The sequence below is a fragment of the Actinopolymorpha alba DSM 45243 genome (genome assembly GCF_000373925.1).
Taxonomy (GTDB): domain Bacteria; phylum Actinomycetota; class Actinomycetes; order Propionibacteriales; family Actinopolymorphaceae; genus Actinopolymorpha; species Actinopolymorpha alba.
Genome location: NZ_KB892741.1, coordinates 18,848 through 44,471 on the forward strand (window position 1 = coordinate 18,848; position 25,624 = coordinate 44,471).

Consider the following 25,624-nt stretch of genomic DNA (forward strand, 5'->3'; position numbering starts at 1 on the left):
CCGTCAAGATCGTCGTCGCAACCGACGAGGACGGCAAGAACCCTTATTTACAAGGGAGTTCTTGCGTGTCAACGCCCAACCGGGTCTCAGCCTCTCCTTGCAGGCACGTTCTCTACCTCAGAGAACGCAGCCTATGGGCGCCGTCCGTGGCGTACGTTCAATCGTGACGCTCTCGTCGTAGGCAAGGCAGCCTTGCGGTCGAGGAAACGACGGAACTCCGCGAGCTCCTCCTGGGCGATCCCATACCCGTGCTCAGCGCCCGGGAACTGCCGACCTCGCACTTCAGTAACGTAGTCAGACACGCCACGGATCATGTCTCCGCGTACGTCCGCATAGCGTTTGACGAACTTCGCGGTGTGCCCACCGAAGATTCCGAGCAGATCGTGGAACACCAGCACCTGACCATCGGTTGCCGGCCCGGCGCCGATTCCGAATATTGGTACGTCCATGAACGGCATCAGCGCCTCGGTCACCGCCGCGGGAATCGCCTCGAAAACGATCGCGAAACAGCCCGCCTCCTGTAGCGCAAGGGCATCCGCGGCGATCTGTGCCGCACCGCCAGCGGTACGTCCCTGCGCTTTGTACCCCCCGAGACTCGTCGCGGACTGCGGCGTGAGGCCCACGTGTCCCATCACGGGAATACCCGCACGGACAATGGCGCGGGCCCGGTCGACAGACGTGCCGCCGCGTTCCAGTTTGACCGCGTCGCAGCCGGCTTCCTTGAGAAAACGTTGGGCGTTCTCCACGGCGCGTTCGTCCGAACTCTCGTACGACCCAAACGGCAGGTCGCCGACCAGCAACGCCGTACGGAGACCACGGCGCACGGCCGCGGCGAGGACGAGCATCTCGGTCATCCCCACCGGGATCGTGGAGGTGTAACCGAGCACAGTCATCGCGGCTGAATCGCCCACCAGCACGATGTCGGCGCCGGCCTCCTCCACCACCTGGGCGGACGGATAGTCGTAGGCGGTCACCATCGCGATGGGCTCGCCGGCCGCCTTCATCTCAGCCAGGCGCGGAATCGTCACGGCCCGCCGCTCCCGCGCCGGACCCTGCCCACCCGCCGGACCCTGCCCACCCGCCGGACCCTGCCCACCCGCCGGACCCTGCCCACCCGGCGCACCCCGCTCGAGGATCGCAGGTGTGTTCTGTGGCGGTCGCGTACTCATCGGTCTTTCCTCCTAACCGCGCCGCCGCAGCGACGGCGCCTCCGCGCACCTGGCTACGCCGGATCCTCACCGTGGGAGAGGTCGATGAGGACGTTGTCGATCAACCGTGCCGACCCGATGCGGGCGGCGACGGCAACGAGTACACGACGGTCATCGAACCGCTCGACCTCGGCGAGGGTCTCGGCATCGCGAGCCTCGAGGTACTCCGGCACGATCCCCGCGTCCGCGAGGACCTTCTCCCCAAGTGCGAGTGCGCGGGCGGTCGAGGTTTCGCCGGACCGAGCCGCGTCCGACACAGCCGCCAACGCGCGGTTCAGCCCACGGGCCCGCACGCGTTCGTCCGGCTGGAGATAGACGTTCCGGGAACTCATCGCCAGACCGTCGGGCTCGCGTACGGTCGGCAGCACCACGATCTCGACCGGGAACTCCAGGTCGCGCGCCATCCGGCGGACGATGATCGCCTGCTGGGCATCCTTCTGCCCGAAGAACGCGACATCCGGCCCGACCGCGTTGAGAAGCTTCGCCACGACCGTCGTGACGCCGCGGAAGTGCGCGGACCCGCGACGTGCGGGATCGCCGCACAGGACGTCGGTGAGCCCGCCGCCGACCTCCACCACGGTCGCGAAGTCGGGTGGGTACACGTGGCCGGTGTCCGGGGCGTACACCAGATCGGCGCCGGCCTCGCCCGCCAGCGTCACGTCGCTGGCCTCGTCGCGCGGATACGCGGCGAGATCCTCCCGCGGCCCGAACTGCGTCGGGTTGACGAACAGGCTCATGACCACGACGTCGCAGCGCTCCCGGGCCGCCTGAATGAGGGAGAGGTGGCCTTCGTGTAGGAAGCCCATCGTCGGCACCAGCCCGATGGTCCGGCCCTCCCCGCGGGCCGGGGCGAGCGCGGCGCGCAGCTCTTCACGGGTACGGACGATTCGTGGCGTACTCACCTGCGTTCCTCCTTCGACGTGGGGTTGAGAGCGGTTGAGCGTGGCGAGCGCCCGGGTGCGTTCGGCGAGCGCGTCGTACAGCGGCTCGAACTCCGGCGCCATCGCCCGCAGCGCCGCCCGATGGCGGGCGACCGTGGTCTCGTCGCCCCGCGCGATCGGGCCGGTCAATGCCGCGCGTCCGGTGTCGGACCAGTTGGCGGCGGTACGCAGGACCAGCGGGGTGAGGACCGCGCGGGCATCCTCGACGCCTGCCCGGGTGAGCAGGTCAGCGGCGGTCTCCTCCAGGGCGATCAGGAAGTTGGAGGCGAGTACGGCAGCCGCGTGGTAGGCGGCCCGCTGGTCGTCGGGCACCTCGAACGGTCGCAGGCCGAGTCGCTCCGCCAGCGTGGTGGCGATGCGGGTCGCCGCCGGCGTGGAGCCGGCCACCGCCGCGGGTACGCCGAGGAGGGTGGTGGTGGGTTCGGGGATGGTCTGGAGCGGATGGAGCGAGAACGTCGGCGCGCCGCGCTCCATGGCGGGACGCAGGACGTCGAGGCCGGACGCACCGCTGACGTGACCGACGTAGGTGGTGACGTCGATGGCCTGGGCGATCTCGCGGCTGACGTCGGCGATGGCCCGGTCAGGGACACAGATCAGCACGATGTCGGAGCCTCGCACGGCTTCGAGGACCTGGCCTCGACCGCCGACGCGGACCTCGAGCCCGGCGGCGCGGGCGGCATGGGCGAGAGAACCGCCGACGCGACCGTTGCCGATCACGGCGAGCCGGCCAAGCTCGGACGACGCCTCGGTGGATGCCGGGGCGTCTCGGTTCCGTTCTAGTTCCCGCATGGGAGATACCAGACGGCTTTCGGATGATGGGTTGTGGTGTTTTGGCCGCTCTCGCGACCCGTCCGTGCCCGGCGAACCAGGTCACGGCGCACCGAAAGTATAGGTGCCGCCAACCCGGCCCCGCCGTTCCTCGCGAAGACGCACTGCCGCCACCCGGCGGTGACGCTTGACATCAAGTCCACTTGAACTGCAATCCTTCCCGCCGATCGGGATACACGCGGCAGGAGGTACGGCGGTGGTACGGCGAGGCGGGTCGGCGTGGCGGGCGGTCTGGATGTCCATCGCACTGGTCGTGCTCTTCCTGGTCTGCGTGGCGGCGGGCGGCGGGGTGACCCTAGCCCTCGCCGGCGTGTCAGCGCGGCCCTGGCTGTTCCTGTCGGGTGGCCTGCTCGTGCTGGTCGCCGTGGCGGCCGGCGGGGTGTGGCTGCTGGCCCGGAGCCTGGACCCGACCCGCCGGAGGCGGTTCTGGACCTGGGGCGGCGGCGCGCTCGCCGTCGGGCTGGCGCTCTTCGCGGCCTCGGTCGTCGTGCCGGTCACGGATCCGCGGATCCCGCCGGCCACGGTGGCCGGCGTGGGGTACTGGCAACTGCCGAACGGCGACCGGCTCGCCTACACCCACCGCGAGGCGCGCGGCACCCGTCGGGACACGCCGGTGATCTTCCTGCACGGCGGGCCCGGGGTACCCGACCTGGCCGGCGACACCGAGATCTTCGGCCGGCTGGCCGCCGACGGTTACGACGTCTACGTCTACGACCAGGTGGGCTCGGGGCGATCCTCGCGCCTGGCCGACCCGTCCGGCTACTCCGTGGGCCGTGACGTCGCCGATCTGGAGGTCATCCGTACGCGGATCGGCGCGCCGCGGGTCATCCTGATCGGACACTCCTACGGCGCGACGGTCGCGGCGGGTTACCTGGTGGCCCATCCCGAACGCGTGGCCAAGGCGGTCTTCTCCTCGCCGGGCGCGCTTGATCCGGCGGACCGCAGCGACGAGTCCATGACCAGCCGGCTCACACCGGAGGAGAAGCGCCGGCTGTACGCGGCGGTCGCCCGGCCGCGCCTGCTCCTGGCGTACGCCCTCACCCAGGTCAGTCCGCGCGCGGCGTACGCCTTCGCCGGCGACGCGGAGCTGGATCCGCGGTTCGACCTGACCTACAACCTCTCCCGCTCGGGCGTGCACTGCGAGGGGCACCCGCCAGCGCCCGCCCTGCACGGGCTGGGCTACTACGCCATCCAGGTGCCGCAGTCGCCGAGAACGACGCCGCCGCCGGACCTGACGAAGCAACTGGCCGGGCTCGCCACGCCGGGCCTGGTCATCAAGGGGTCCTGCGACTACCTGTCCTGGTCGTCGGCTCGCGCCTATCTGACGCTGCCCGACTCCCGGCTGGTCTACCTTCCCCGGACGGGCCACAACGGCTACCAGGAGCAGCCGGCGAGGTTCCTCGCGATCGTCCGAGCGTTCCTGGCCGGACAGGACCTTCCGGTAGCGCCGTACGCCGGGCCGCACCCGCCGGCCGACTTCGAGGGCTCGCCGTGACGTGAACAGCTTCGCGGCCAAGGTCGGCACGGGTGCGGGCATCGGTCGCCTCCGGCGTACCACGACCACTACCGTCCAGACCGGTAGCCACGTCGCGGCTGCCACCACGAGCCGTGCGGGAGGTTTGGGATGTCCGGTGACGCCGCCACCTTCGAGGTACTCGACGCGCGTTTCACCCCGTGCGTCAAGACGAGCGCCCGACTGGAGAAGTTGTACGAAGGGTGCCGGTGGGCCGAGGGACCGGTCTATGTGCCGGCCGGCCGGTTCGTCGCGTGGAGCGACATCCCGAACGACCGGATGCTGCGCTGGGACGAGACGACCGGTGCCGTGGGCGTCTTCCGGCAGCCAGCCGGCTACACCAACGGGCACACGCTCGACCGTCAAGGCCGCCTTGTCAGTTGCGAGCACGGCAACCGCCGCGTCACGCGTACCGAACACGACGGCTCGATCACCGTGATCGCCGACAACTACCAGGGCAAGCGTCTCAACAGCCCCAACGACGTGGTGGTGAAGTCGGACGGCTCGATCTGGTTCACCGATCCGAGTTACGGCATCGACAGCGACTACGAGGGTCACCAGGCCGAGAGTGAGATCGGTTCCTGCCTGGTCTACCGCGTGGATCCGGGAACGGGTGAGATCCGGGTGGTCGCGGACGATTTCGTCCGCCCCAACGGCCTGGCGTTCTCGGTCGACGAACGCCGCCTCTACATCGCCGACACAGGAGCCACGCACGTCGCGGACGGCCCTCGCCACCTCCGGGTCTTCGACGTCACCGACGACGGCACGCTCGCGGGCGGTGACGTCTTCGCCACCTGTACGGCGGGGTTGTTCGACGGCTTCCGGCTCGACACCGCCGGCCGGATCTGGACCAGCGCCGGCGACGGCGTGCACTGCTACGACCCTGACGGCACGCTCCTCGGCAAGGTCCTCGTCCCCGAGACCGTGGCCAACGTGGTGTTCGGTGGTCCCAAGCGCAACCGCCTCTTCATCGCCGCCACCACCTCGCTCTACGCCGTGCTGCTCCCGGTCAACGGCGCCCCGCTGTTCTAGCGACCTAGCGACCCGGCGGCCCCACGCCCCACCTAGAAGCCGCGGGCGACCCACTCCTGCAGGTGCGGCATCTCCGAACCAATCGTCGTGGTGTCGCCGTGTCCGGTGTAGACCACGGTTTCCAGCGGCAGGGTGAAGAGCCGGTCGCGGATCGACGCGATGATCGTGTCGAAGCTGGAGTACGAGCGGCCGGTCGCGCCCGGACCACCGGCGAAGAGCGTGTCGCCGGTGAAGATCGCACCCAGAGCGGCGGCGTGCAGGCACACACCGCCGGGTGAGTGTCCGGGCGTGTGCAGCGCCTGCAGCTCGATGCCGGCGACCGGGAAGGTCTGCCCGTCGGTGAGCGTGGAGTCGGGTTCGGTCTCGGGATAGACCGCGTCCCACAGCATCCGGTCGCCACCGTGGAGCCAGACCGGCGCCTTCGTCGCGTCCCGCAGGTCGACGGCAGCGCTGATGTGGTCGTTGTGTCCGTGCGTACACACGATCGCCTGGACCTCCCGGTCGCCGATCGCGGCGAGGATAGGCCCGGCATCGTGCGCGGCGTCGATCACGACCACCTCATGGTCGTCGCCGACCAGCCAGACGTTGTTGTCGACCTCCCAGGTGCCGCCGTCGAGACTGAAGGTCCCCGACGTGACGACGCGTTCGATCCGAGGACTCATGCCATCACCACCACTGAACGCAGGACCTCACCAGCATGCATCTTCTCGAACGCCGCCTCTACGCCGTCGATGCCGATCTCCTCGCTGACGAACGCCTGGAGCGGGAGGCGTCCCTGGCGGTAGAGGTCGATGAGCACCGGGAAGTCGCGGGAGGGCAGGCAGTCGCCGTACCACGACGACTTGAGGGCGCCGCCCCGGCTGAACAGGTCGATGAACGGTAGCTCGAGGGTCATCTCCGGCGTGGGCACCCCGACGAGCACGACGGTGCCCGCGAGGTCGCGCGCGTAGAACGCCTGCTTGTACGTCTGGGGCAGGCCGATCGCCTCGATGGCGACGTCGACGCCGTCGCCGCCGGTGAGCTCGCGGATGCGGTCGACTGGATCCTCCTGGCGGGAGTTGATGGTGTGGGTGGCCCCGAACTGCCGGGCCCACTCGAGCTTGCGGTCGTCGACATCGACGGCGATCACGGTGGTCGCACCACCGAGGCTGGCGCCGGCGATGGCCGCGTCACCGACGCCGCCACAGCCGAAGACCGCGACCGAATCCCCGCGCTGGACGGACCCGGTGTTGAGCGCCGCGCCGAGCCCGGCCATCACGCCACACCCGAGGAGCCCGGCCACTGTCGCCGGAGTGCCGGCGTCGACCTTCGTGCACTGTCCGGCCGCGACCAGGGTCTTCTCGGCGAAGGCGCCGATGCCGAGGGCGGGGGAGAGCGGCGTACCGTCGGCGAGCGTCATCTTCTGCGTTGCGTTGTGGGTCGCGAAGCAGTACCACGGCCGCCCGCGCCGGCAGGCCCGGCACTGCCCGCACACCGCGCGCCAGTTGAGGATCACGAAGTCGCCCGGCTCGACCTCGGTGACGCCGGCACCGATCGCCTCGACGACACCGGCCGCCTCGTGCCCCAGCAGGTAGGGGTAGTCGTCGCCGATACCGCCCTGCTTGTAGTGCAGGTCGGTGTGGCAGACCCCGCAGGCCTGGACCTTGACGAGCGCCTCGCCGGGTCCGGGGTCTGGCACGTGGATGGTTTCCAGGCTCACGGGTGTGTCCTTGGCTCGGGACACCACCGCTCGGACGTCAGGCATCGCCGTACTCCCTCCTCGGCGCGTCATCGCGCCCGTGTCGGATCCTGGCAGGATCGGGGCCCACCTGTGAAGCCTGTTGGATCAGCGCTGCGGCGCCGGTCGGGCACGCTGCGTGGCGTGATAAGGCAGGCGCCCGTGCTGGTCGGCACGCGGTCTGGCGCGCGCCGTACCAGGTGCGTCGTCACGCACCGCCTAAGCTCGCGGTGCCGCTATCGGTCAGGTCAACCGGCTCGGTCACCAGTCAAGGGAGGGATACCCCGTGGGCACCTGGGTGCGACTCGAGGTCGAGGACGGCATCGGCACCATCCGGTTGGACCGGCCGCCGATGAACGCGCTCGACAGCTCGATGCAGGAGGAGATCCGGGCCGCGTCCGGCGAGGCCGCCGGACGGGCCGACATCGCCGCGGTCGTGTTGTACGGCGGGGAGAAGGTGTTCGCGGCGGGCGCCGACATCAAGGAGATGGCCGACATGTCGTACGCCGACATGGAGGTCCGCTCCCGCGGCCTCACTGCCGCGTTCGACGCGGTCGCCCGGATCCCCAAGCCGGTCGTCGCCGCGATCACCGGGTACGCCCTCGGCGGCGGCTGCGAACTCGCCCTCACCGCCGACCGCCGGGTGGCGGCTGCGACCGCCCGGCTCGGCCAGCCCGAGATCAAGCTCGGTGTCATCCCCGGCGCCGGTGGGACCCAGCGACTGCCCCGCCTGGTCGGTCCGGCCAAGGCGAAGGACCTCATCTTCACCGGCCGTATGGTGGACGCCGCGGAGGCGCTCGCCATCGGACTGGTCGACGAGGTGGTGGTGGTCGACCCGGACGGGCCGGGCACGGAGGTCTACGACGCCGCCCGCGCGTGGGCGGCGCACTTCGTGGGTGGTCCCGCGGTGGCGCTGCGGGCCGCCAAGGCCGCGGTAGACCGTGGCCTGGACGTCGATCTGGGTACGGGCCTGGAGATCGAACGCCAGAGCTTCGCGGGGCTGTTCGCGACCGAGGACCGAACCATCGGGATGGCGGCGTTCGTACAGAAGGCGAGACCGGAGTTCAAGGGACGCTGAACGCCGGCCGCCGGCCACCCGAATCCCCTGGCGACGACGAGAGCTCTTCGAAGGAACCTGATGCCGCGAAACGACAGCGAGCCGTCCATCGGCGCTACCCCCGCCCCGGTACCGAACCCCACCGCGAGCGCGGAGGAGGTCGAGGCCGCCTGGGAGGACCCGAGGCTCGCGAACGTCCTCTACCACGACTGGGAAGCCCAGACGTACGACGACAAGTGGTCCATCTCCTTCGACGACCGCTGCATCGCCTACGCGCGGGACCGGTTCGTCGCGGTCGCCGGCGGGTGGGGCTGGCCGTATGCCCGCTCGCTGGAGGTGGGGTGCGGCACGGGTTTCTTCACCCTCAACCTCAAGCAGGCCGGGATCCTCGACGAGGCCCAGGTGACCGACCTGTCGCCCGGGATGGTCGAGGCGACGAAGGAGAACGCCCGCCGGCTCGGCTACGAGGTCGAGGGCCGGGTGGCCGACGCGGAGCACCTGCCGTACCCCGACGAGACCTTCGACCTGGTGATCGGGCACGCGGTCATCCACCACATCCCGGATGTGGAGCAGGCGTTCCGGGAGATGCTGCGGGTGCTCAAGCCCGGTGGCCGGTTCGTGATCTGCGGGGAGCCTACGCGGTACGGCGACCTGGTCGCGCGGCGGCTGTCGCGGGCGACCTGGTGGCTCGCGACCCGCGCGACCCAAGTGCCGGTGGTCCGTGACCGCTGGGCCCGGCCGCAGAAGGAGCTGGACGAGTCCTCGCGGGCGGCGGCGCTGGAGGCAGTGGTCGACCTGCACACCTTCGACCCCGACACCCTGGCGCGCACGGCCCGGCGGGCCGGAGCGGAGCAGGTCAGGACCGTGACCGAGGAGCTCACCGCCGCGTGGTTCGGCTGGCCGGTCCGCACGCTGGAGCACGCGGTCAACCCCGACCGGCTGGGCTGGGGCTGGGCCACCTTCGCGTACAAAGGCTGGCTCCGGCTGTCGGCACTCGACCGGATGCTGAAGCCGCTGGTGCCCGCCGAGCTCTACTACAACGTGTCGGTAACCGGCATACGTCCGTGAGCGGACATCCTTCGGGTATCCGGCGTACAGGGACCATGGTCACAGGGTGATCGGGCGTGGTACCGTCCTCGGCGGTCGTTCGTCGTTTCGACAAGACGCGCGTCAGAGTGCGCGTTAGCAGGCCGTCGAAGTGTGATTGGTCCTGCGCGTGAACTCTCAGCCCGCGGGATTCGACACGCGGGCATGCCCCGTGGCGACTCGGTGCTCGTGAGGTTCGGGCACTGCACCATAACGTCTCCGCGAGGGGAAACAAGAAACATGGCGCAAGGAACCGTCAAGTGGTTCAACGCTGACAAGGGCTTCGGCTTCATTTCCGTCGACGGCGGTCAGGACGTCTTCGTCCACTACTCCGCGATCGTCGCCGACGGCTACCGCAGCCTGGAGGAGGACCAGCGGGTCGAGTTCGACGTCGTGCAGGGCCCGAAGGGTCCGCAGGCGGAGAACGTCCGCGCGGTGTGAGGCCAGGAACCGCAAAGCGTTGAGGGCCCGCGGGATTTCCCGCGGGCCTTCACCATGTTTCCGCAAGCCCTGCGAGCCCGGCCAGGTCACGCCGGGTCGACGCGTCGTCTAGTGTCGTACGCCGTGCGTCATCGAGTCGGGGCTCCTCGCCAGGCCCGCTTCCTCACCTTCGCAAGCCTTCGCTGGGTGATCCGGCACCGTGCCTGGACGCCCTACTACCTGGTCCGCTACTGGCGTTTCCTGCTCCTGCGGATCCGCCGCCCCGACGTCATCACCGAGGGGTTCGTCTTCCTCGGACGCCGGGTTGATCTGCGGGTACGACGGGGCTACGGCCGGCTCGTCCTCGGACGCTGGGTGCACCTCGGTGACGGCACCAGGTTGCACGCCCACGAGGGCACCCTCCGGGTGGGGGACAAATGCGTCTTCGGGCGGGACGTCACCGTCAACTGCTACCTGGACGTCGAGATCGGGGCGGCCAGCCTGATCGCCGACTGGTGCTACGTCTGCGACTTCGACCACGTGACGAGTGAGCTCGCGGTCCCCATCAAGGACCAGGGACTGGTGAAGTCTCCGGTACGCATCGGGCCCGACTGCTGGCTCGGCACCAAGGTCACGGTGTTGCGCGGCGCCTCGGTCGGGACCGGCGTCGTCGTCGCGGCCCACGCCGTGGTCCGGGGCGAGGTGCCGGACCTGACGATCGCGGCCGGCGTACCCGCCCGCGTTGTGAAGGATCGCCGGGCCCTCTATGAGGCCGGCGCGGGCCGGCGTGCCTACCTGGAAGGGCTGGCGCGCGGGGCGTCGGAAGCCGCGGCGGAAGTCCGCTCGGGCGGGACCACCGCCGCCACCCCCGACGCGACCGGAACGCTCTGAGCCTCATCTCCGCTCGTCCGGCGTACTCGCCTCCTCCTCACGGGTCGCGGGGCGCGGCGAGGGGAGTACGACGCGGATGGCGTCGCGGAGGGCGTCCCGCTGGTCGGGCGTCATGGCCTCGATGAAGTAGACCAGCGCGGCCGCCGGATTCTCCGCCATCGACCAGCCCTCGTGCATGAGGGTCGCGGTGTAGGACTCCCGTGACATGACGGGTTCGTACTTGTACGCGCGGCCCGCGGCCTCCCGTCGGAGCATGCCCTTGCGGTACAGCTTGTCCAGGACCGTCATGACTGTGGTGTGGGCGAGTTCGCGGTCGGGGCGCAGCGCCTCGCGAACCTCCCGAACCCGCAGCGGATGGTCGGCCGCCCACAGGCGGAGCATGATCTGTTCTTCGAGTTCCCCGAAACGAGGCATCCCATGCTCCCCAGCATTCCGGGCGGCGGTGATTCACCCGCACGTGGATTTCTATGGTCAACGTAGCGGCGAAATCTCGCGCTCCGAAATACGGCCCCCGCGTGGCTGTGAAAAGCGGATTTCTGTTGTACGCCTTTTCTGAGATTAACTTCGGTCGGAATGGTTTGGTATCACCTTAAACGAAAGCTGGAATTTGGTTTTTTTGGGCTCCGCGGTGGGGATTTCGATGATGTGACCGCCCTGAATTGCCCATCATCGGCACGCGGGGTGCGGTCCCGCGCAGTCGGTGTGGATGGGGTCAGACGTGGCGATCCGCCGTCCAACCGCGTGAGGTAGGAATGATGAAATCGCACCCGCAGCGTATTCGCCGGCGACGTCGAATTCGAGGGCGGGTCGTACGACTCGCACTCAGCTGTACCGTCGCCGTCGCCGGGGCCGCCACCGTCGTCGGGCTCGCTGGCAGCACGCCACGCCACCTAGGCTCAGCGTCCCTGTCGGCGGTTGTGCCCGCCGGACGGCAGGGGCCAGTCGAAAGTGCCGCACCAAAGTCCACCGGGGAAGGATCTGCCGGTGTCCGGGCAGAGGTGAAGTCTGACAACGGCGCCGGCCAGGAGGCGAGCCCGGTCGAGAGTGCCACAGAGTCCACTGACGGAGCCGCACCGACGTCGACCGAAGAAGCCGCGCCGACGTCGACCGAGGAAGCCGCGGGAGAGGCGACCGGTAGTGAACCGGAGCAATCGGACCAGGCCTCGACTGATGCCTCGACTGATGCCTCGACGACCAGCTGGGACGAGCAGGACGCGGCACGTAAGCGGGCCGCCGAGCAGGTCGCACGGCATGACAGAACGGATCCCGACTGGGTCCTTCCGGTGCGTTCCTGGTCGTATCACCTCACCGGCCGGTTCAAAGACAGCGGCGACAACTGGAAGTCGTACCACCACGGACTCGACTTCGCGGCGCCCTATGGCACGCCCATCCGTGCGGTCCACAAGGGCCGGATCATCGCGGCTGGCTGGAGTGGTGCGTACGGCAAGCGGATCAAGGTCAAGCATTCCGACGGCACGGTGACGTTGTACGGGCACATGGCCAGCTTCGAACGTACCTCCGGAAAGGTCCGTGCCGGCACGATCATCGGTTATGTCGGAGCAACCGGAAACGTCACCGGTCCGCACGTCCATCTGGAGGTACGCCCCGACGGCGGCGGACTCTCCGACGCGATCGACCCGATGGACTGGCTCCAGGACAAGGGCCTGGATCCCTGACAAAAGGACCGTGCGGATCCAGCCGACCCGTTCACGGCGATTCTCACGGCGAATCCGGAAGAACCGACTGGCCGGCTTCGGGAATTATCTGCCGGTCTGTGGCTCGGGCGGAATTGTGATGCTGGGCACACGGTGTCTGGTACGACTATGGATCATCGTAGGAGAGCGGCGCACGCGAATCCATCCATTCCCGCCCTGACAGAGGATCTCGGCCTTCACCGGACTACGACACAGAATCGTAGATTTGCCTGACCGGCGCGGTGGAAAGGGGCCGAGATCCTCTGTTAGTACTGTCGCTCGACCGGCTCTGAGGTCGGGCCATCGGCTCCGAATGCCGAATTCTGCCCGCAACTTTCACCGGTCCGACAATGTCCGTAAACAGGGTTCCCCGGCTTACCGGGGGCGCGGCCGAAGACCGCAGCCACGGGTAACCCCTCCGCCCGTCTTTTCGGGCACGGCGTGCTCGCGCCCACACGGCCCGAGCGCGCCGTCGAGCTTTGAGGTTGCGAGTCGTGGAACCCTTCGTACGACGTTTCCGTGCCCTGTGGGCTGTTCGGTGGCGCGATATCCCAGTCCTTGCCCTGGCCGGGGCGGTGGTCCTGCTCGGCGCCGCAGGAGCCGGAACGGCGCTCGCCGTCACCGCCGGCACGCCGTCTGAGAACTCCGTCTCCACCGCGGCGTCGAAGCAACTCGCGGCTGAGGATGCGCGGGCTGACACAGGTGGACCTGACACAGGTGGACCTGGCTCAGGTGGACCGGCCTCGGGCGGAGCGTCGGCGTCCGACCAGTCCGGCTCCGGGCAGGTGGCCGCGGACGCGGCAGGCAAGCGGATCGCCCCGCAGCAGGACGCCGCCCGCCGTCGGGCGTCCGAGCGGAAGGCGACCCGGGCCGAGCGGAAGGCGACCCGGGCCGAGCGGAAGGCGACCGGGGCCGGGCGGAAGCCGGCCCAGGCTGACCGGAAGTCCCGGAACTGGGTGCTGCCGCTGGCGTCGTACCACCTGACCGGGCGGTTCGGGCAGAGCGGCCGCCGGTGGTCGTCGTTCCATCACGGTCTCGACTTCGCCGCGCCGTCGGGTACGCCCATCCGCGCGGTCGGTAACGGCCGGATCATCGCGGCCGGCTGGGCGGGTGCGTACGGCAACCACCTCGAGGTCCGGCACTCCGACGGCACGGTCACGTGGTACGCCCACATGTCCCGGTACGCGCGTACCTCCGGGAAGGTGAAGGCCGGGACCGTGATCGGCTACGTCGGGGCCACCGGCAACGTCACGGGCCCGCACCTGCACCTGGAGGTCCACCCCAACGGGGGTGGCCTGTCTGACGCGATCAACCCGGTCAACTGGCTGAAGCGTAAAGGCCTGAACCCCTGAGCCGGAGCTCCAGTCGCCGACCTGTCAGAGGTTTCTGGCGGGAGCTCTGATTCCCCGACCTGTCAGAGGTTTCTCGGCTAAGAGACCGAGAAACCTCTGACAGGTTCGCCTTGAGGCTTATTCAAAACCCCCGTCGCGCCAGGTAGCTGGCTGAGCCGAGGTCGACGTGGAATCTGGCGAGGATGTGGCGGCCCAGGCACGGCACCCGTGCTCGCCGAACCTTGAGTAGACGCCCACTTTTGCGCGGGAACTGGGCACCTGCTCAAGGTTTCGCGCCGCGACACATTCAGGTCTGCCCGCGATGTGAGATGGTGCGGGCGGTGTCTCACATTGTGTACACCTACTGCAGTGCGAGGCAGGGCAAGTTCTCACCAGGCAAGGCAAATTCGCCTAGTGAGGTGGGGAATTGTCGCGTGAGGTCCGCCAAAGGGTGTACGCAATGTGAGACAAAAGCGTGGCTTCTCACTATCCGATACAACCGGGTGTACGCCATTCGAGACGGCCGCCACCTCACACGGTATCTCCCGGCGAAGCATTCAGAATTCAGCTTGCTCGGTGACGACGTGGCGCCGGTTCAAACCCCGTGGCGCCGGCAGATTGGTGGGTCAGAGTGCGGCGGGAGCCGACGTGACGAAGGTGTGTCGGCTTCTTGACGGAGACTCCTCCGCACATTTTAGGGTGACGTCGGTGGTCGATCTCGCATAGCGAGCATCTTCGGGACCGCCCATGATCAACTTGCGGAAATCGCCCACGCTCCGCGCGAATCGTGGGCGATTTCCGCAAGTTGATCATGAACAGGTTGCGAGGTGTCCGGTAAGCCATCCGAAATGTGGACGGCTCGAGGTGGCCTCCGCCGAGCCTTGAGTAGATGGCCGGTTTCGGATCGAAGGTGTCGCCTACTCAAGGCGCAATAGGAGTGCCCGTTATTGCGGACCAACGAGAGGCCGCGAGTTTTGAATTAGCCTCACGGTGGGATGTCGGTTGCCTCGTGGGTCGGACGGCTTGTTGTTGGCTCAAGGTCATTTCGGGGAAGCGGCCGATGTTCCGCGCGAATCGTGGGCCGCTTCCCCGAAATGATCTTGAGCGGGTTCGAGCGCCTTCAGAATGCCGGCCGCTACCGCCCGGCCGCTACCGCCCGGCCGCTACCGCCCAGTCCTGCCGCCCAGTCCTGCCGCCCAGTCGCTACCGCCCAGCCCGCCCCCGGAGTCGCTGGCGGGACTGGCGGGATGCCAGAGGCGCGAATCCGGGAGATTAGTTAGCAATGCTAAGTTAGACTGCGAGCGATTACCTCTGCGATGAGGAAGGGGCCTCACCACTCGTGTCACATCAGGTGAAACTGCTGGATGCCGTCAAGGGACAGCCGCGGTCGGTCTGGGTGGTCGCGTTCGCCGCGGTCATCGCGTTCATGGGTATCGGCCTGGTCGACCCGATCCTGCTGTCGATCGCCGAGGGTCTGAACGCCACGCCGTCCGAGGTGACCCTGCTCTTCGCGTCGTACCTCGTCGTTCAGGTGCTCGCGATGCTGGTCACGGGTGTGTTCGCCTCGAGGTACGGCGGCAAACGCACGATGCTCGCCGGTCTCGCTCTGATCGTGGTGTTCGCAGGCACCTGTGCGCTCGCCGGCTCCATCGGCCAACTCGTGGCGCTGCGGGCATTCTGGGGACTCGGCAACGCGCTCTTCATCGCGACCGCGCTGGCGACGATTGTCGCCGCCGCCTCAGGTGGGCAGATGGCCGCGATCCTGTTGTACGAAGCGGCGCTCGGCCTCGGCATCTCTGCTGGCCCCCTGGTCGGTGCCGCCCTCGGCAGCATCTCCTGGCGTGGGCCGTTCCTCGGGACCTCGCTGCTGATGCTGGTCGCGCTCGTTCTCACCGCGACGATGCTCGTGCGCGACCAACCCAGTGCCACCCGCACGTCGATCGCGGCGCCGTTCAGAGCCCTCCGTGACCGGCGGCTGCTGATCGTCGCGCTGGCGGCGATGCTCTACACGTACGCGTTCTTCACGGTCCTCGCCTGGACGCCGTTCGTCCTCGGGTACGGCCCGTTCGCCGTGGGCGGGATCTTCTTCGGCTGGGGCCTCATGGTCGCGATCTGCGGCGTGGTCGTCGGACCACGGTTCGCACGGTGGGTCGGTGAACGGAACGCGACAGTGCTCGCGCTGGCGTTGTACGCCGTCCTGCTGCTGGCGTTCGTCTGGGGATCGCGACCGTTGATCGCGGTCGCCGTCGTGGCGTCAGGAATCGCCTCCGGCTGCCTCAACACGTTCCTCACCGGGATGGCGATGTCGGTCTCCAACGCGCCGCGACCGGTCGCCAGCGCCGGCTACAACTTCCTGCGCTGGTCGGGCGGAGCCGCGGCCGCGATCCTCGTGGGGCACCTGGCCGAGTGGGCTGGGTCGCCGCGGATGCCGTTCGTGGTCGCGGCTGGCCTGTGCCTGGTGTCCGTCGTGGTGATGTACGCCGGACGCGAACCCAACCCTTGCGTGATCCCGGACGAGGCGGCCGCCGTCGGCGAGCAGGTGTGAGCTAGCGCAGGTCGGGGCCGGCCGGGTGGCCAGGTGGTCGAGCTTCGGGGGACTGGTCACGCGGCCCTGTCCGGCCGGGCCGTGGGTGTGACACCGGGTGTTGGCTGGCCTTAACCTCTCATCTGTCGTGGAGGGGAGCGACCGTGACAGATGAGGCCAGATCGGACGCCGTGACCGAGGACGCACCCATGGCAGCCGAGCCGGACCAGGGCCGCCAACGCCGGCGGGATCGGAGCGGGCAGGCGGCCGGGCGGGCGTCGTTCGGCCACCTGATCGCACGGCTTCGTGACCTGCTCGCCACCGCCGTGTTCACAGTCGCGGTGCTGGCGGCGCTGGTGCTCGCGCTGGGCGCACTGCTCACCGCGCTCGGCGCCAACGAGGGCAACGCACTCGTCTCCGGCGTACTCACCCTCGCCGGGCGGTTCGACGGGCCGTTCGCCGACATCTTCACCTTCGACAGCGTGGTGAAGCAGACCCTCGTCAACTGGGGGATCGCGGCCGCTGTCTACCTCGTGGTCGGACGGATCCTGGAGCGGCTCATTCGCCCCTGACCGCCCGATCGCCTAAAGACCGTCCACCGGGCGCCTCAGCCCGTCACCCGGGCGCCTCAGCCCGTCACCCGGGCGACCGCCAGCAGGTCCAGCGCGGAGTCGAGGTCGGTCGAGTCCAGCACGAAGTCGTCCGCGCTGAGGGAAGAGACGAACTCCGCGAGGTGTGCCGGCCACGCGCTCGGCGGCGCTGCCAACTGCGCGTTGACAAGATTTCCGTACCGGCGTTCCCACTCGACGATGCGTTCGCCGTGGTGCAGCCCCGTGAGCAGGGTGAGGTCGAGGGCCGGCGTGGTGAGGAGCGCTCGGAGCTCAGCGCCGGTGAGCTCGCGGGCGTGGCAGATGTTGCCGGGGGGAAAGGTGAGTCGGTTGGGCGTGGAGAGCACGACTCCGCCTCCTGGTCGGGTGACCCGCGCGCATTCGGCGACGAACGCCTCCTGGTCCCAGAGGTGTTCCACCGTCTGGAGGCTGACCGCTCCGTCGAACACCCGGTCGGCGAACGGCAGCCGCACGAGATTGCCCCGCACCACCGGAACGTGGGGGTACGACCGGCGGACGTGCGTGGCGGCCAGCTGGTCGTAGTCGAGGGCGACGACCGCGGCTCCGGTGGAACGCCGGAGGAGCTCGGCGCCGTAGCCTTCGCCGCAGCCGGCGTCGAAGAGGCTGCGGGTGGGTCCGAGACGCGGTGGGGGTGGGCCCCCACGACGTTGAGGGCCGGAACCAGCACCGTTGTCGGCGAGGGTACGCGCCACCCATTGGTAGACGATCTCGTGCCGGCGGAACCAGTAGTTCTCGTGCCAGATCCCGGGCATGGTGCGCTCGCCCGTCAGGGGGAGAGCCTGGCTCGCACCTACGCTGCCGTCCGGCACGAGCGGGCCTCCTTGAGGCGGAGGGTGTCTGGGGCGATCACGCGACCGTCAGGGTATCCACCGGCACCCGTGGGGACCATCACCGCATGGGAACGATGGCGCCGGTGGTTCGCCTGGCGGTGGGGGTGGGCCTGGCGGGCGAAGCCCGTGGGGGCCAGATCCCGCTCGAGCTGGCCCAGGCGTTCGCCGGACCGGAGCTGCTGCTTCCGCTGGCCTCGGCGATCGCCTTCGGGATCCTGGCGTTCGTCACCCGCAGCGCGCTGCTCCCCGTCGTCGTGCTGGTGAGCGCCGGCCTCGGGGTGGCCGTGGCCGCAACGACCAGCTTCGGGCTCGACAGAGCTGGAGTGATCAGGCTGGACGGTCAGAGTGAGGCGGTCCTCGTCAGTCTTGTGGTCGGCGCCGGTGCGGGCTACTCGCTGCTGGTGGCGGGGCGGTGCGGGGAGGAGCTGCGGCATCGCGAGCGTCCTGTGGAGGCGGTCAGGGCAGCCGTGCGGCGCAGCGCCCGGCCACTCCTGGCATCCGGACTCACGGTCATCCTCGCAGCTCTGTGCCTGGTGACGAGCGGGATGCCGACCACCAGGGCGTCGGGCGTCGTCGTCGGCCTCGCTCTGGTCGCCGCGCTCGGGATCGCGGCGGCCCTGCTGGTCGCGCTGACCTTCCTGCCGGGGGCGCTGGCGCTGCTCGGTCGCCTGGCGTACTGGCCGCGGCGCCTCGCGGTCGATGGTGAGCCGCCGGGGGCGGGTGGGCGGGTGTGGGCGGTCCTGGCCGCACTGATCGTCCGGCGTACCAAGGCGGTCTGGGTGCTCACCTTCGCGGTCCTCATCGTCCTCGTCGGGTTCGTGCCGGCGTTCCGGGCGAGTCGCGCCCTGCCGCCCGGAGGTTTTGTGCGGACGGTCCCGCTCGTGCTGGTCGTCCTGCTCGGCGTACTCGCCCTCACCCTCAGGGCCCTGGTCGCGCCGCTGGTGCTGGTCTTCGCCGCCGTCCTGTCCGGCGGTGCGACGATCGGCGTGGCCGCGCTGGTGTTCCGGGACGTCCTGCGGTTTCCGGGCGCCGACCCGGTGGTCCCGCTGGTGGGGTTCGTCCTCCTTGTCGGCCTGAACAGCGGGTACGCCGTCCTCCTGATGGCGCGGGTGCGGGCCGAGGTGCCGGCGCTCGGAGCCCGGGCGGCGATGCTGGAGGGGCTCCGGATGACCGGCGGTGTGATCGCCGCGGCCGGCGTTGTGCTCGCGGGCAGCTTCGCCGCGCTCGCGGTCGTGCCGACGGTGTTCCTGGCACAGCTGGCGTTCATCGTGGCGTTCGGCGTTCTCCTCGACACGTTCGTCGTCCGGCCGCTTCTCGTCGCGGCGCTCGCGTTCGTGGCGGGCCGGTGGATGTGGTGGCCCGGCCGGCTCTGCCGCGAGGGATACGGCGGCCACTGAGCCAGGGCCCCAAATGATCACGTATACGTGGAAGCCGGCAATGACCACGTATACGTGATCATTTAGGCAGGCGGCGGAGCCCCTGGGAGACCCGGTGTCTGGCTTCCTCACGTGGGGGAGGGAGCACGCAGAGGCGTCGAGTGAGTACGTTACGTTTCTCCGCTATGCGGACCAACCGGATGAAACTCGTGGCCTGCGTGGCCGCCCTCGCCGTACCCGTCGTAGCGCTTTCGGCCTGCTCCAGTTCGGATCCCGAGGCCGCCGCGCCGACACCCACGAAGACCTCCGCGGCGCCCGCGCCCACCGCGCAGGCGGGCGCGACCCTCACCGCGCCCGCGCGCGAGCCCGTACAGGACGCCGGCAAGGCCGCCGGCAAGGCCGACACTGACCAGGCCGCGGACCGCGCACCCCGCAAGCCCGCCGCCACGCCCTGGCCGGAGGAGAAGAAGCCCCAGAAGATCAGCCTCACGAAGACCGCGGGCTGCCAGCTGCTGGGCAAGATGTCGGTCGCGGACTTCGACGTCGACGCCGGCAAGCCCAGCGACGACGCGTCCACGTTGTTCGAGAACGCCAGGGACTGCTCGCTGAAGGGGAAGTCGAGCGAGCGGTACCTCAGCGTCACCGCCGTCACCGACGAGGGCTTCGAGGCGTTCATGCCGGGCGTGGACGGGGACGTGCGGAAGTTCAAGGCCGCGGGGTTCGCGGCCGCGACGATCCGCCTGCCGCACCTCAACACCGCCTGCTTCGCCAGCGTCGACGTGGCGAAGGGTCAGATGCTCTTCCTGCAGTACACCGCGAGTTCGACGGGTGCCAAGGCGTCGCAGGACGAGCTGTGCGACACCGCCTCGAAGGCCGCGACCGCGGCGGTCAAGGTGCTCGTCGGCAGCTGACCGCCCCAGACGGGTCCGGTATCGGACCCGATGGGAGGGCGACGGGGGTGTTGCCGGGCATTCCTGTACCAGACTGAGGCCCTGTACGAGGCGCGGCGGTCACGCGGCCGCCGCGCGCACGTTTGGAGAAGGAGAGGGGTACGCCAGTGTCCGGCACTGGTTCCACCACCGGCGGGTCCGCCGCGACAGACACGTTCTTCACCAACCTCAGTCCCGGTGCACTGGGCATCAACCCCGGCTTCGAGGCGGCGGTGGAGCTGGCCGGCGAGTTCGGGTTCGGAGCGGTCGAGCCGGATCTGCGCTACCTCGGCACGCTGACAGAGGAGCAGGCAGGCCAGCTTCGTGCCCGCCTGGCCGACCGCGACATCCGGTGGGGTAACACCGGCATCCCGGTCGACCTCAACGCCGACGCCGCGACGTTCGCCACCCAGCTGGCGGAGCTTCCCGCGTACGCCGCGACGCTGCGCAGGTGGTCCGTCGACCGGGCGGGCACCTGGATCCGGCCGATGAGCGACCACCTGACGTACCGCCGTAACTTCACCCGGCACGTGGAGCGGATCGCGCTGGTCGACGAGATCCTCGCGGATGCGGGGGTGCGGTTCGGCCTGGAGTACGTCGGTCCGAAGACGTTCTGGTCCACCGAGCGGCATCCGTTCGTCCATACGCTCGCCGAGGTGAAGGAACTGCTCGCCGCGGTCGGGAGCCCGAACGTGGGCGTCATCCTCGACACCTTCCACTGGTACACCTCGGCGGAGACCGCTGACGACCTGCGCGGCCTGGCCGCCGAGCAGATCGTGGCGGTCGACGTCAACGACGCGCCGGCCGGGCTGGAACGCGACGAGCAACAGGACCTCTCCCGCACGCTGCCCGGGGCGACCGGGGTCATCGACCTCGCGGGCTTCGTCGGCGCGTTGCGCGAGATCGGGTACACCGGACCAGTCAAGGTCGAGCCGTTCAACGCGGAGCTTCGGGCCCTACCGGTCCGTGACGTCGTAGCCAAGACGGCGGAGTCGCTCGCCGCGGTTCTGTAGAGGTCGCGCGGACAGGGCCGCGCAGCCCGCGACATCCCATCCGCGCGACCTCTAAGGTCCGCTTCTTTCGGCCGCGGCAGCCGATGGTTGCGGTAAAAGCTACTCGCGGGTAACGTCGCGCGGACAGGATCGCCATCCCCGCGGACAGGGTCACCGGCGGCCTGGCAGGCTGTGAAGCGTCCCAGGCAGCCGTGACCGCTCCCGAGCGGTGGACGACCTGCCGCGCAAGCCAGCTCGGTGCGAGGAGCGAGTGAGGAGCCCGACGCGAGCATGAACATCGTCGTGTGTGTGAAGTACGTTCCGGACGCCACCGCCGACCGGACCTTCGACCCGGCCGACAGGACTGTCGACCGCGTCAACGTGCCCGGCGTCCTCTCCGAACTCGACGAGCACGCCATCGAGGCGGCGCTACAGCTCGCGGAGTCCGGCGACGCCGAGGTCACGGCCCTCACGGTCGGACCCGCTGGCGCCTCGGACGCCATCAAGAAGGCCCTGCAGATGGGTGTCGACAAGGGCGTCCACGTCACCGACGACGCGATCCACGGCTCCGACGCGCCGGCGACCTCGCTGGTGCTCGCGAAGGCGCTGACGAAGCTCGACGAGACCAGCCCGGTCGATCTGGTTCTGTGCGGCATGGCGTCCACGGACGGCGGGATGTCCGTCGTTCCCGCGATGCTGGCCGAACGCCTCGGTCGGCCGCAGGTGACTTTCGCAGGGTCGCTCGAGCTCTCCGATGACCGCGGGACGCTGACGATCCGCCGGGATGGCGAGGCCGCGACTGAGACGGTCGAGGCCACCCTGCCCGCCGTCGTGTCCGTCACCGACCAGGCCAACGAGCCCCGCTACCCGTCGTTCAAGGGAATCATGGCGGCGAAGAAGAAGCCCGTGGAGACCTGGAGCCTCGCCGACCTCGGCGTGGCCGCCAGCGAGGTTGGCCTGGCCGTGGCGTGGTCCACAGTCGAGTCGTACGCCCAGCGGCCGCCGCGCCAGAAGGGCACCGTCGTCACCGACGACGGAGACGGCGGGCGGCAGCTCGTCGCGTTCCTGGCCGAGCAGAAGTTCGTGTGAGAGAAGGCTGCGCAGATGGGTGAGATTCTCGTCCTCGTCGACCACGCCGACGGGGTGGTACGCAAGACCGCCATGGAGCTCCTGACCATCGCCCGGCGTCTTGGGGAGCCGGCGGCGGTCTTTGTCGGGACCGGGTACGAACGCGCCAAGGACACCCTCGCGGCGTACGGCGCGCAGAAGGTCTACCTGCTCGAGCAGCCCGAGCTGACGGAGTACCTCGTGGCACCGCAGGCGGACGCACTCGCCCAACTCGCCGAACGGGCCCAACCGGCCGCGATCCTGCTGACCTCGAACTCCGACGGCAAGGAGATCGCCGGGCGGCTCGCGATCAAGCTCGGCTCCGGCCTGGTGACGGACGCGGTCGACGTGGTGGCGGGCGACGATGGTGCCCCGGTCGCGACGCAGTCCGTGTTCGCCGGCAACTACTCAGTCCAGGCGAAGGTCACCCACGGGACCCCCATCATCACTGTGAAGCCGAACGCCGCGACTCCCGAGCCCGCGGCGGCACAGCCGGTCGAGGAGAAGGTCGGCGTCACGATCTCTGAGGCGGCGAAGGGTGCCCGGGTGGTCGAGCGTGCGCCGCGTACCCAGACCGGGCGGCCCGACCTCACCGAGGCCGCGGTCGTCGTGTCGGGTGGTCGTGGTGTCGGCTCGGCGGAGAACTTCACCGTTGTCGAAGGGCTCGCTGACGCGCTCGGCGGCGCGGTCGGTGCGTCGCGGGCGGCGGTCGACTCCGGGTGGTACCCCCACGCCTATCAGGTCGGGCAGACCGGCAAGACCGTCTCGCCGCAGTTGTACGTCGCGGCCGGCATCTCCGGCGCGATCCAGCACCGTGCCGGCATGCAGACCTCCCGGACGATCGTCGTCGTCAACAAGGACCCGGAGGCTCCGATCTTCGAGATGGCCGACTTCGGAGTCGTCGGCGACCTCCACAAGGTGCTCCCGCAGGCGACGGAGGAGATCACCCGCCGTAAGGGCTAGACCGTGTCTTGTCTGTGGTGCTGAGGCTTATTCAGAACCCATCGCCTTGGGCACGGTTCTTTTGGATCCGGTCGAGCGAAGTTGATCAACGGCGGCGGAACCGGACACCCGCAGCGGTGAACGCCCGAAGCCGGGACCGTTGATCAATTTCGCGGATGTGCGGGCCAGGATGAGGAAGAGATCTCGGCGCTAGGTGGCCAATCGGGCAAGGCAATGGAGCATTTCCGCATCCGGAGCACCGGAAAAGCTCCACTGCTCTAGGCCCGCGCTCCTGCGGCGGCCAAGTTGTCTCACGAACCCAGGCTCGAAGATCGTCCTCGATGCGAGATCGGCCACCGCGGCTGCCATGACCTGGCAGAGGTGACGAAGCTGAGACACCTCCACCAAGTCCTCGCGCCGCTCGGGGCACGGCAGGGCACCCGCCGGGTAGGCCGATCCTCATCCACGACGGTCAGTCAGACCAAGACCTCAACGAAGATCTACGGAACACGCGCTAGTTCGTTCCGAAGAGGTCGCGGGTGTAGACCTTGTGCCGCAGGGGTTGGACCTCGTCGGTAAGACGGTTGGCGATGATCAGGTCGGTGGTCTCGGTGAAGTGCGCGAAGTCCTCGGTCACCGGCGTGTTGTGGAAGCTGTCGGCATCGAGTGCTGGCTCGTAGATGAGGACATCGACGCCCTTGTCGCGGAGCCGCTCGATGACGCCCTGGATGCTGCTGGCACGGAAGTTGTCCGAGCCGGCCTTCATGATGAGGCGGTAGACACCCACGCGGGTCGGTTGGCGGCTGAGGATGTCGTCGGCAATGAAGTCCATGCGGGTCGCATTGGAGTCGACGATGGCCTGGATCAGGTTCTGTGGCACGTCCGCGTAGTTGGCCAGAAGTTGCTTGGTGTCCTTGGGCAGGCAGTATCCGCCATAGCCGAAAGACGGGTTGTTGTGGTAGTCGCCGATGCGCTGGTCGAGGCCGATACCGTCGATGATCTCCCGAGGATTGAGGCCGTGCGTCGCGGCGAAGGAGTCGAGTTCGTTGAAGTAGGCGACCCGCATGGCGAGGTAGGTGTTGGCGAAGAGCTTGATCGCCTCTGCTTCCGTGCTGCCGGTAAGCAGGACGGCGGGGTCCTCGTCGATGGCGGCATCGCGGAGCAACTCGGCGAACGTCCGCGCGCGGTCGCTGACCTCACCGACGATGATCCGGGAGGGGTGGAGGTTGTCGTACAACGCCTTGCCCTCACGGAGGAACTCCGGGGAGAAGATGACGTTCTGGGCGTCCTTGGTGACGCGAAGTCGCTCGGTGAAGCCTACTGGGACCGTTGACTTGATGACTGTCACGGCGTCGGGCTCGATGCGCATGATGTCGTCGATGACGCTCTCGACCGTCGTGGTGTTGAAGTAGTTCGTGTCTGGGTCGTAGTCCGTCGGCGTCGCGATCACGATGAAGTCGGCGCCGGCGTAGGCGTCCTGCCTGTCGAGGGTGAATCGAAGGTTGAGTTCCTTGGTCGTCAGGTACTCGATGATCTCGGGGTCCCTGATCGGACTTTGCCGATCGTTCAGCGCCGCCACTCGGCTGGGGTCGATATCGAGACCCACGACCTCGTTGTGCTGGGCGAGGAGCACGGATATCGAGAGTCCGACGTATCCAGTACCGACGACTGCGATCTTCATGCGGCGAGGACCCTCTCTCTGCGGACCAAAGTGTCAGGAGCATACGCCCACAAAGTGATGGCGAAAGGGTCGCACTCGAGCCCCGGTGACCACCGATGAGGTGGCCGGGGCACTCGAGGGGTTGCGTGCTGGCGCACCTCTCGTTCACTGCCTGACCAACGTTGTCGTCGCGGGATTCACTGCCAACGCGCTCCTGGCCGCCGGGGCGTCGCCGGCGATGGCTGATGCGGTCGAGGACGCTGAGGTGCTGGCCCGAGCGGCCGGGGGCGTCCTGGTCAACCTGGGTACGGCCACCCACGCCTCGGCGGCGGGCATGCGGGCCGCCGTGGATCTGTGCCGCCTGGGAGCGCGGCGGGTCCTGGTCAAGGGCGGGCATCGAACCAGCGCCGGCGAGTCCGCCGATGTTTACGTCGACCGGGAGGTCACCACGTGGTTCCGGGCGCCGCGGGTCGACACCAAGCACTCCCACGGCACGGGCTGCACCCTGTCGTCCGCGATCGCGGCGCTGCGCCCCCGGCGCCCCGACTGGATCAGCGCGGTCGGTGACGCGAAGGCGTACGTCACCGAGGCGCTCGCGGCCGCCGACCGGCTCTCGGTCGGTACGGGTTGCGGACCGGTCCACCACTCCCACGCCTGGTGGGGACCGCGATGACCGATGCCAGTGCGGCCGGTGCCCCCGGTGCCGCCGGTGCGGCCAGGACGCGCACTCCCTCGACGGGTACGCCCGGGCGCTGGCCGCAGCGGCGGTGAAGGCCGAAACGGCCGCCGACCTGACGTTCTTCGCAAAGGCGGCGTACGAGACGATCGTGGTCGAACGCGAGCCGCACCGGGTGCACGTCCACGACATCGAGCGCCATCGGCGCGCACCGACCTGCGCGGGGTACACGTCGTACCTC

At 69.1% G+C, this 25,624-nt stretch carries 23 protein-coding genes; 16 read left to right on the top strand and 7 right to left on the bottom strand.

Annotated features, from left to right (window positions below; translation table 11 throughout):
- Window positions 1-131: 131 nt before the first annotated feature.
- Window positions 132-1,169 carry a 3-methyl-2-oxobutanoate hydroxymethyltransferase gene (panB, locus tag B141_RS39585; RefSeq protein WP_020574722.1) on the bottom strand — a complete coding sequence of 346 codons (1,038 nt, stop codon included), beginning with the start codon at window positions 1,167-1,169 and terminating at the stop codon, window positions 132-134.
- A 53-nt stretch (window positions 1,170-1,222) separates the two neighbouring features.
- Window positions 1,223-2,938 (bottom strand): pantoate--beta-alanine ligase, encoded by a 1,716-nt coding sequence (panC, locus tag B141_RS50570; protein WP_020574723.1) that lies wholly within the window; start codon window positions 2,936-2,938, stop codon window positions 1,223-1,225.
- Window positions 2,939-3,212: 274 nt separating this feature from the next.
- On the opposite strand from panC, the gene B141_RS0108460 reads away from it, so the two are divergent.
- On the top strand, window positions 3,213-4,472 hold the full coding sequence (locus B141_RS0108460; RefSeq protein WP_157180883.1) for an alpha/beta fold hydrolase: 1,260 nt from the start codon (window positions 3,213-3,215) through the stop codon (window positions 4,470-4,472).
- 129 nt (window positions 4,473-4,601) lie between these two features.
- On the top strand, window positions 4,602-5,522 hold the full coding sequence (locus B141_RS0108465) for an SMP-30/gluconolactonase/LRE family protein (RefSeq protein ID WP_020574725.1): 921 nt from the start codon (window positions 4,602-4,604) through the stop codon (window positions 5,520-5,522).
- A gap of 32 nt (window positions 5,523-5,554) precedes the next feature.
- Here the strand turns inward: B141_RS0108465 and B141_RS0108470 are convergent, their stop codons facing one another.
- Together B141_RS0108470 and B141_RS0108475 are read right to left on the bottom strand one after the other, a co-directional pair.
- Window positions 5,555-6,184, bottom strand: coding sequence for an MBL fold metallo-hydrolase (locus B141_RS0108470; RefSeq protein WP_020574726.1), 630 nt, complete (start codon window positions 6,182-6,184; stop codon window positions 5,555-5,557).
- Complete coding sequence (locus tag B141_RS0108475; RefSeq protein ID WP_020574727.1) at window positions 6,181-7,266, bottom strand: S-(hydroxymethyl)mycothiol dehydrogenase; 1,086 nt, start codon at window positions 7,264-7,266, stop codon at window positions 6,181-6,183. Before B141_RS0108475 ends, B141_RS0108470 begins: the two co-directional genes overlap by 4 nt.
- A 259-nt stretch (window positions 7,267-7,525) precedes the next feature.
- Between B141_RS0108475 and B141_RS0108480 the strand changes: the two genes are divergently transcribed.
- From B141_RS0108480 to B141_RS39590, 4 genes are all read left to right on the top strand, one after another.
- Window positions 7,526-8,317, top strand: a complete 792-nt coding sequence (locus B141_RS0108480; protein WP_020574728.1) for an enoyl-CoA hydratase/isomerase family protein — start codon at window positions 7,526-7,528, stop codon at window positions 8,315-8,317.
- A gap of 60 nt (window positions 8,318-8,377) precedes the next feature.
- Window positions 8,378-9,364, top strand: coding sequence for a class I SAM-dependent methyltransferase (locus tag B141_RS0108485; protein ID WP_020574729.1), 987 nt, complete (start codon window positions 8,378-8,380; stop codon window positions 9,362-9,364).
- Between the two features lie 258 nt (window positions 9,365-9,622).
- Window positions 9,623-9,823, top strand: coding sequence for a cold-shock protein (locus tag B141_RS0108490; RefSeq protein ID WP_020574730.1), 201 nt, complete (start codon window positions 9,623-9,625; stop codon window positions 9,821-9,823).
- Between the two features lie 123 nt (window positions 9,824-9,946).
- Window positions 9,947-10,693, top strand: a complete 747-nt coding sequence (locus tag B141_RS39590) for an acyltransferase (RefSeq protein ID WP_202805702.1) — start codon at window positions 9,947-9,949, stop codon at window positions 10,691-10,693.
- Between the two features lie 3 nt (window positions 10,694-10,696).
- Here B141_RS39590 and B141_RS0108500 read toward each other — a convergent pair whose 3' ends face one another.
- On the bottom strand, window positions 10,697-11,107 hold the full coding sequence (locus B141_RS0108500; RefSeq protein ID WP_020574732.1) for a BlaI/MecI/CopY family transcriptional regulator: 411 nt from the start codon (window positions 11,105-11,107) through the stop codon (window positions 10,697-10,699).
- A gap of 584 nt (window positions 11,108-11,691) precedes the next feature.
- Between B141_RS0108500 and B141_RS39595 the strand changes: the two genes are divergently transcribed.
- The 4 genes from B141_RS39595 to B141_RS0108520 all read left to right on the top strand — a co-directional run bounded on the left by B141_RS39595 (window position 11,692) and on the right by B141_RS0108520 (window position 16,814).
- Entirely contained in the window at window positions 11,692-12,369 is a 678-nt protein-coding gene (locus B141_RS39595) for a M23 family metallopeptidase (protein ID WP_020574733.1), read from the top strand.
- A 512-nt stretch (window positions 12,370-12,881) separates the two neighbouring features.
- On the top strand, window positions 12,882-13,739 hold the full coding sequence (locus B141_RS39600) for a M23 family metallopeptidase (protein ID WP_020574734.1): 858 nt from the start codon (window positions 12,882-12,884) through the stop codon (window positions 13,737-13,739).
- Between the two features lie 1,318 nt (window positions 13,740-15,057).
- Window positions 15,058-16,263, top strand: coding sequence for an MFS transporter (locus B141_RS0108515; protein WP_040420741.1), 1,206 nt, complete (start codon window positions 15,058-15,060; stop codon window positions 16,261-16,263).
- Between the two features lie 188 nt (window positions 16,264-16,451).
- Window positions 16,452-16,814, top strand: a complete 363-nt coding sequence (locus B141_RS0108520) for a hypothetical protein (protein ID WP_020574736.1) — start codon at window positions 16,452-16,454, stop codon at window positions 16,812-16,814.
- A 56-nt stretch (window positions 16,815-16,870) separates the two neighbouring features.
- Here B141_RS0108520 and B141_RS0108525 read toward each other — a convergent pair whose 3' ends face one another.
- The gene (locus B141_RS0108525) at window positions 16,871-17,680 is read right to left on the bottom strand and encodes a class I SAM-dependent methyltransferase (protein WP_020574737.1); all 810 of its coding nucleotides are present in this window, start codon (window positions 17,678-17,680) and stop codon (window positions 16,871-16,873) included.
- Window positions 17,681-17,766: 86 nt separating this feature from the next.
- Here B141_RS0108525 and B141_RS39605 point away from each other — a divergent pair, with 86 nt between their 5' ends.
- From B141_RS39605 to B141_RS0108550, 5 genes are all read left to right on the top strand, one after another.
- Entirely contained in the window at window positions 17,767-19,098 is a 1,332-nt protein-coding gene (locus B141_RS39605; protein ID WP_020574738.1) for an MMPL family transporter, read from the top strand.
- A 164-nt stretch (window positions 19,099-19,262) separates the two neighbouring features.
- The gene (locus B141_RS45400) at window positions 19,263-19,988 is read left to right on the top strand and encodes a DUF3558 family protein (RefSeq protein ID WP_020574739.1); all 726 of its coding nucleotides are present in this window, start codon (window positions 19,263-19,265) and stop codon (window positions 19,986-19,988) included.
- Window positions 19,989-20,134: 146 nt separating this feature from the next.
- Window positions 20,135-21,019, top strand: coding sequence for a sugar phosphate isomerase/epimerase family protein (locus B141_RS0108540; RefSeq protein WP_020574740.1), 885 nt, complete (start codon window positions 20,135-20,137; stop codon window positions 21,017-21,019).
- Window positions 21,020-21,289: 270 nt separating this feature from the next.
- The gene (locus B141_RS0108545; protein WP_020574741.1) at window positions 21,290-22,087 is read left to right on the top strand and encodes an electron transfer flavoprotein subunit beta/FixA family protein; all 798 of its coding nucleotides are present in this window, start codon (window positions 21,290-21,292) and stop codon (window positions 22,085-22,087) included.
- A 15-nt stretch (window positions 22,088-22,102) separates the two neighbouring features.
- Window positions 22,103-23,068, top strand: a complete 966-nt coding sequence (locus B141_RS0108550; RefSeq protein ID WP_020574742.1) for an electron transfer flavoprotein subunit alpha/FixB family protein — start codon at window positions 22,103-22,105, stop codon at window positions 23,066-23,068.
- 493 nt (window positions 23,069-23,561) lie between these two features.
- Here B141_RS0108550 and B141_RS0108560 read toward each other — a convergent pair whose 3' ends face one another.
- The gene (locus tag B141_RS0108560; protein WP_020574744.1) at window positions 23,562-24,728 is read right to left on the bottom strand and encodes a nucleotide sugar dehydrogenase; all 1,167 of its coding nucleotides are present in this window, start codon (window positions 24,726-24,728) and stop codon (window positions 23,562-23,564) included.
- 85 nt (window positions 24,729-24,813) lie between these two features.
- On the opposite strand from B141_RS0108560, the gene B141_RS45405 reads away from it, so the two are divergent.
- Complete coding sequence (locus B141_RS45405) at window positions 24,814-25,380, top strand: bifunctional hydroxymethylpyrimidine kinase/phosphomethylpyrimidine kinase (protein WP_020574745.1); 567 nt, start codon at window positions 24,814-24,816, stop codon at window positions 25,378-25,380.
- Window positions 25,381-25,624: the final 244 nt, after the last annotated feature.

What these genes read in the sequence shown, in the direction of transcription:
- panB (WP_020574722.1), bottom strand. Translation starts at nt 1,169, where the DNA reads ATGAGTACGCGACCGCCACAGAACACACCTGCGATCCTCGAGCGGGGT.
- panC (WP_020574723.1), bottom strand. Translation starts at nt 2,938, where the DNA reads ATGCGGGAACTAGAACGGAACCGAGACGCCCCGGCATCCACCGAGGCG.
- B141_RS0108460 (WP_157180883.1), top strand. Translation starts at nt 3,213, where the DNA reads ATGTCCATCGCACTGGTCGTGCTCTTCCTGGTCTGCGTGGCGGCGGGC.
- B141_RS0108465 (WP_020574725.1), top strand. Translation starts at nt 4,602, where the DNA reads ATGTCCGGTGACGCCGCCACCTTCGAGGTACTCGACGCGCGTTTCACC.
- B141_RS0108470 (WP_020574726.1), bottom strand. Translation starts at nt 6,184, where the DNA reads ATGAGTCCTCGGATCGAACGCGTCGTCACGTCGGGGACCTTCAGTCTC.
- B141_RS0108475 (WP_020574727.1), bottom strand. Translation starts at nt 7,266, where the DNA reads ATGCCTGACGTCCGAGCGGTGGTGTCCCGAGCCAAGGACACACCCGTG.
- B141_RS0108485 (WP_020574729.1), top strand. Translation starts at nt 8,378, where the DNA reads ATGCCGCGAAACGACAGCGAGCCGTCCATCGGCGCTACCCCCGCCCCG.
- B141_RS0108490 (WP_020574730.1), top strand. Translation starts at nt 9,623, where the DNA reads ATGGCGCAAGGAACCGTCAAGTGGTTCAACGCTGACAAGGGCTTCGGC.
- B141_RS0108500 (WP_020574732.1), bottom strand. Translation starts at nt 11,107, where the DNA reads ATGCCTCGTTTCGGGGAACTCGAAGAACAGATCATGCTCCGCCTGTGG.
- B141_RS0108520 (WP_020574736.1), top strand. Translation starts at nt 16,452, where the DNA reads ATGGCAGCCGAGCCGGACCAGGGCCGCCAACGCCGGCGGGATCGGAGC.
- B141_RS39605 (WP_020574738.1), top strand. Translation starts at nt 17,767, where the DNA reads ATGGGAACGATGGCGCCGGTGGTTCGCCTGGCGGTGGGGGTGGGCCTG.
- B141_RS45400 (WP_020574739.1), top strand. Translation starts at nt 19,263, where the DNA reads ATGCGGACCAACCGGATGAAACTCGTGGCCTGCGTGGCCGCCCTCGCC.
- B141_RS0108545 (WP_020574741.1), top strand. Translation starts at nt 21,290, where the DNA reads ATGAACATCGTCGTGTGTGTGAAGTACGTTCCGGACGCCACCGCCGAC.
- B141_RS0108550 (WP_020574742.1), top strand. Translation starts at nt 22,103, where the DNA reads ATGGGTGAGATTCTCGTCCTCGTCGACCACGCCGACGGGGTGGTACGC.
- B141_RS0108560 (WP_020574744.1), bottom strand. Translation starts at nt 24,728, where the DNA reads ATGAAGATCGCAGTCGTCGGTACTGGATACGTCGGACTCTCGATATCC.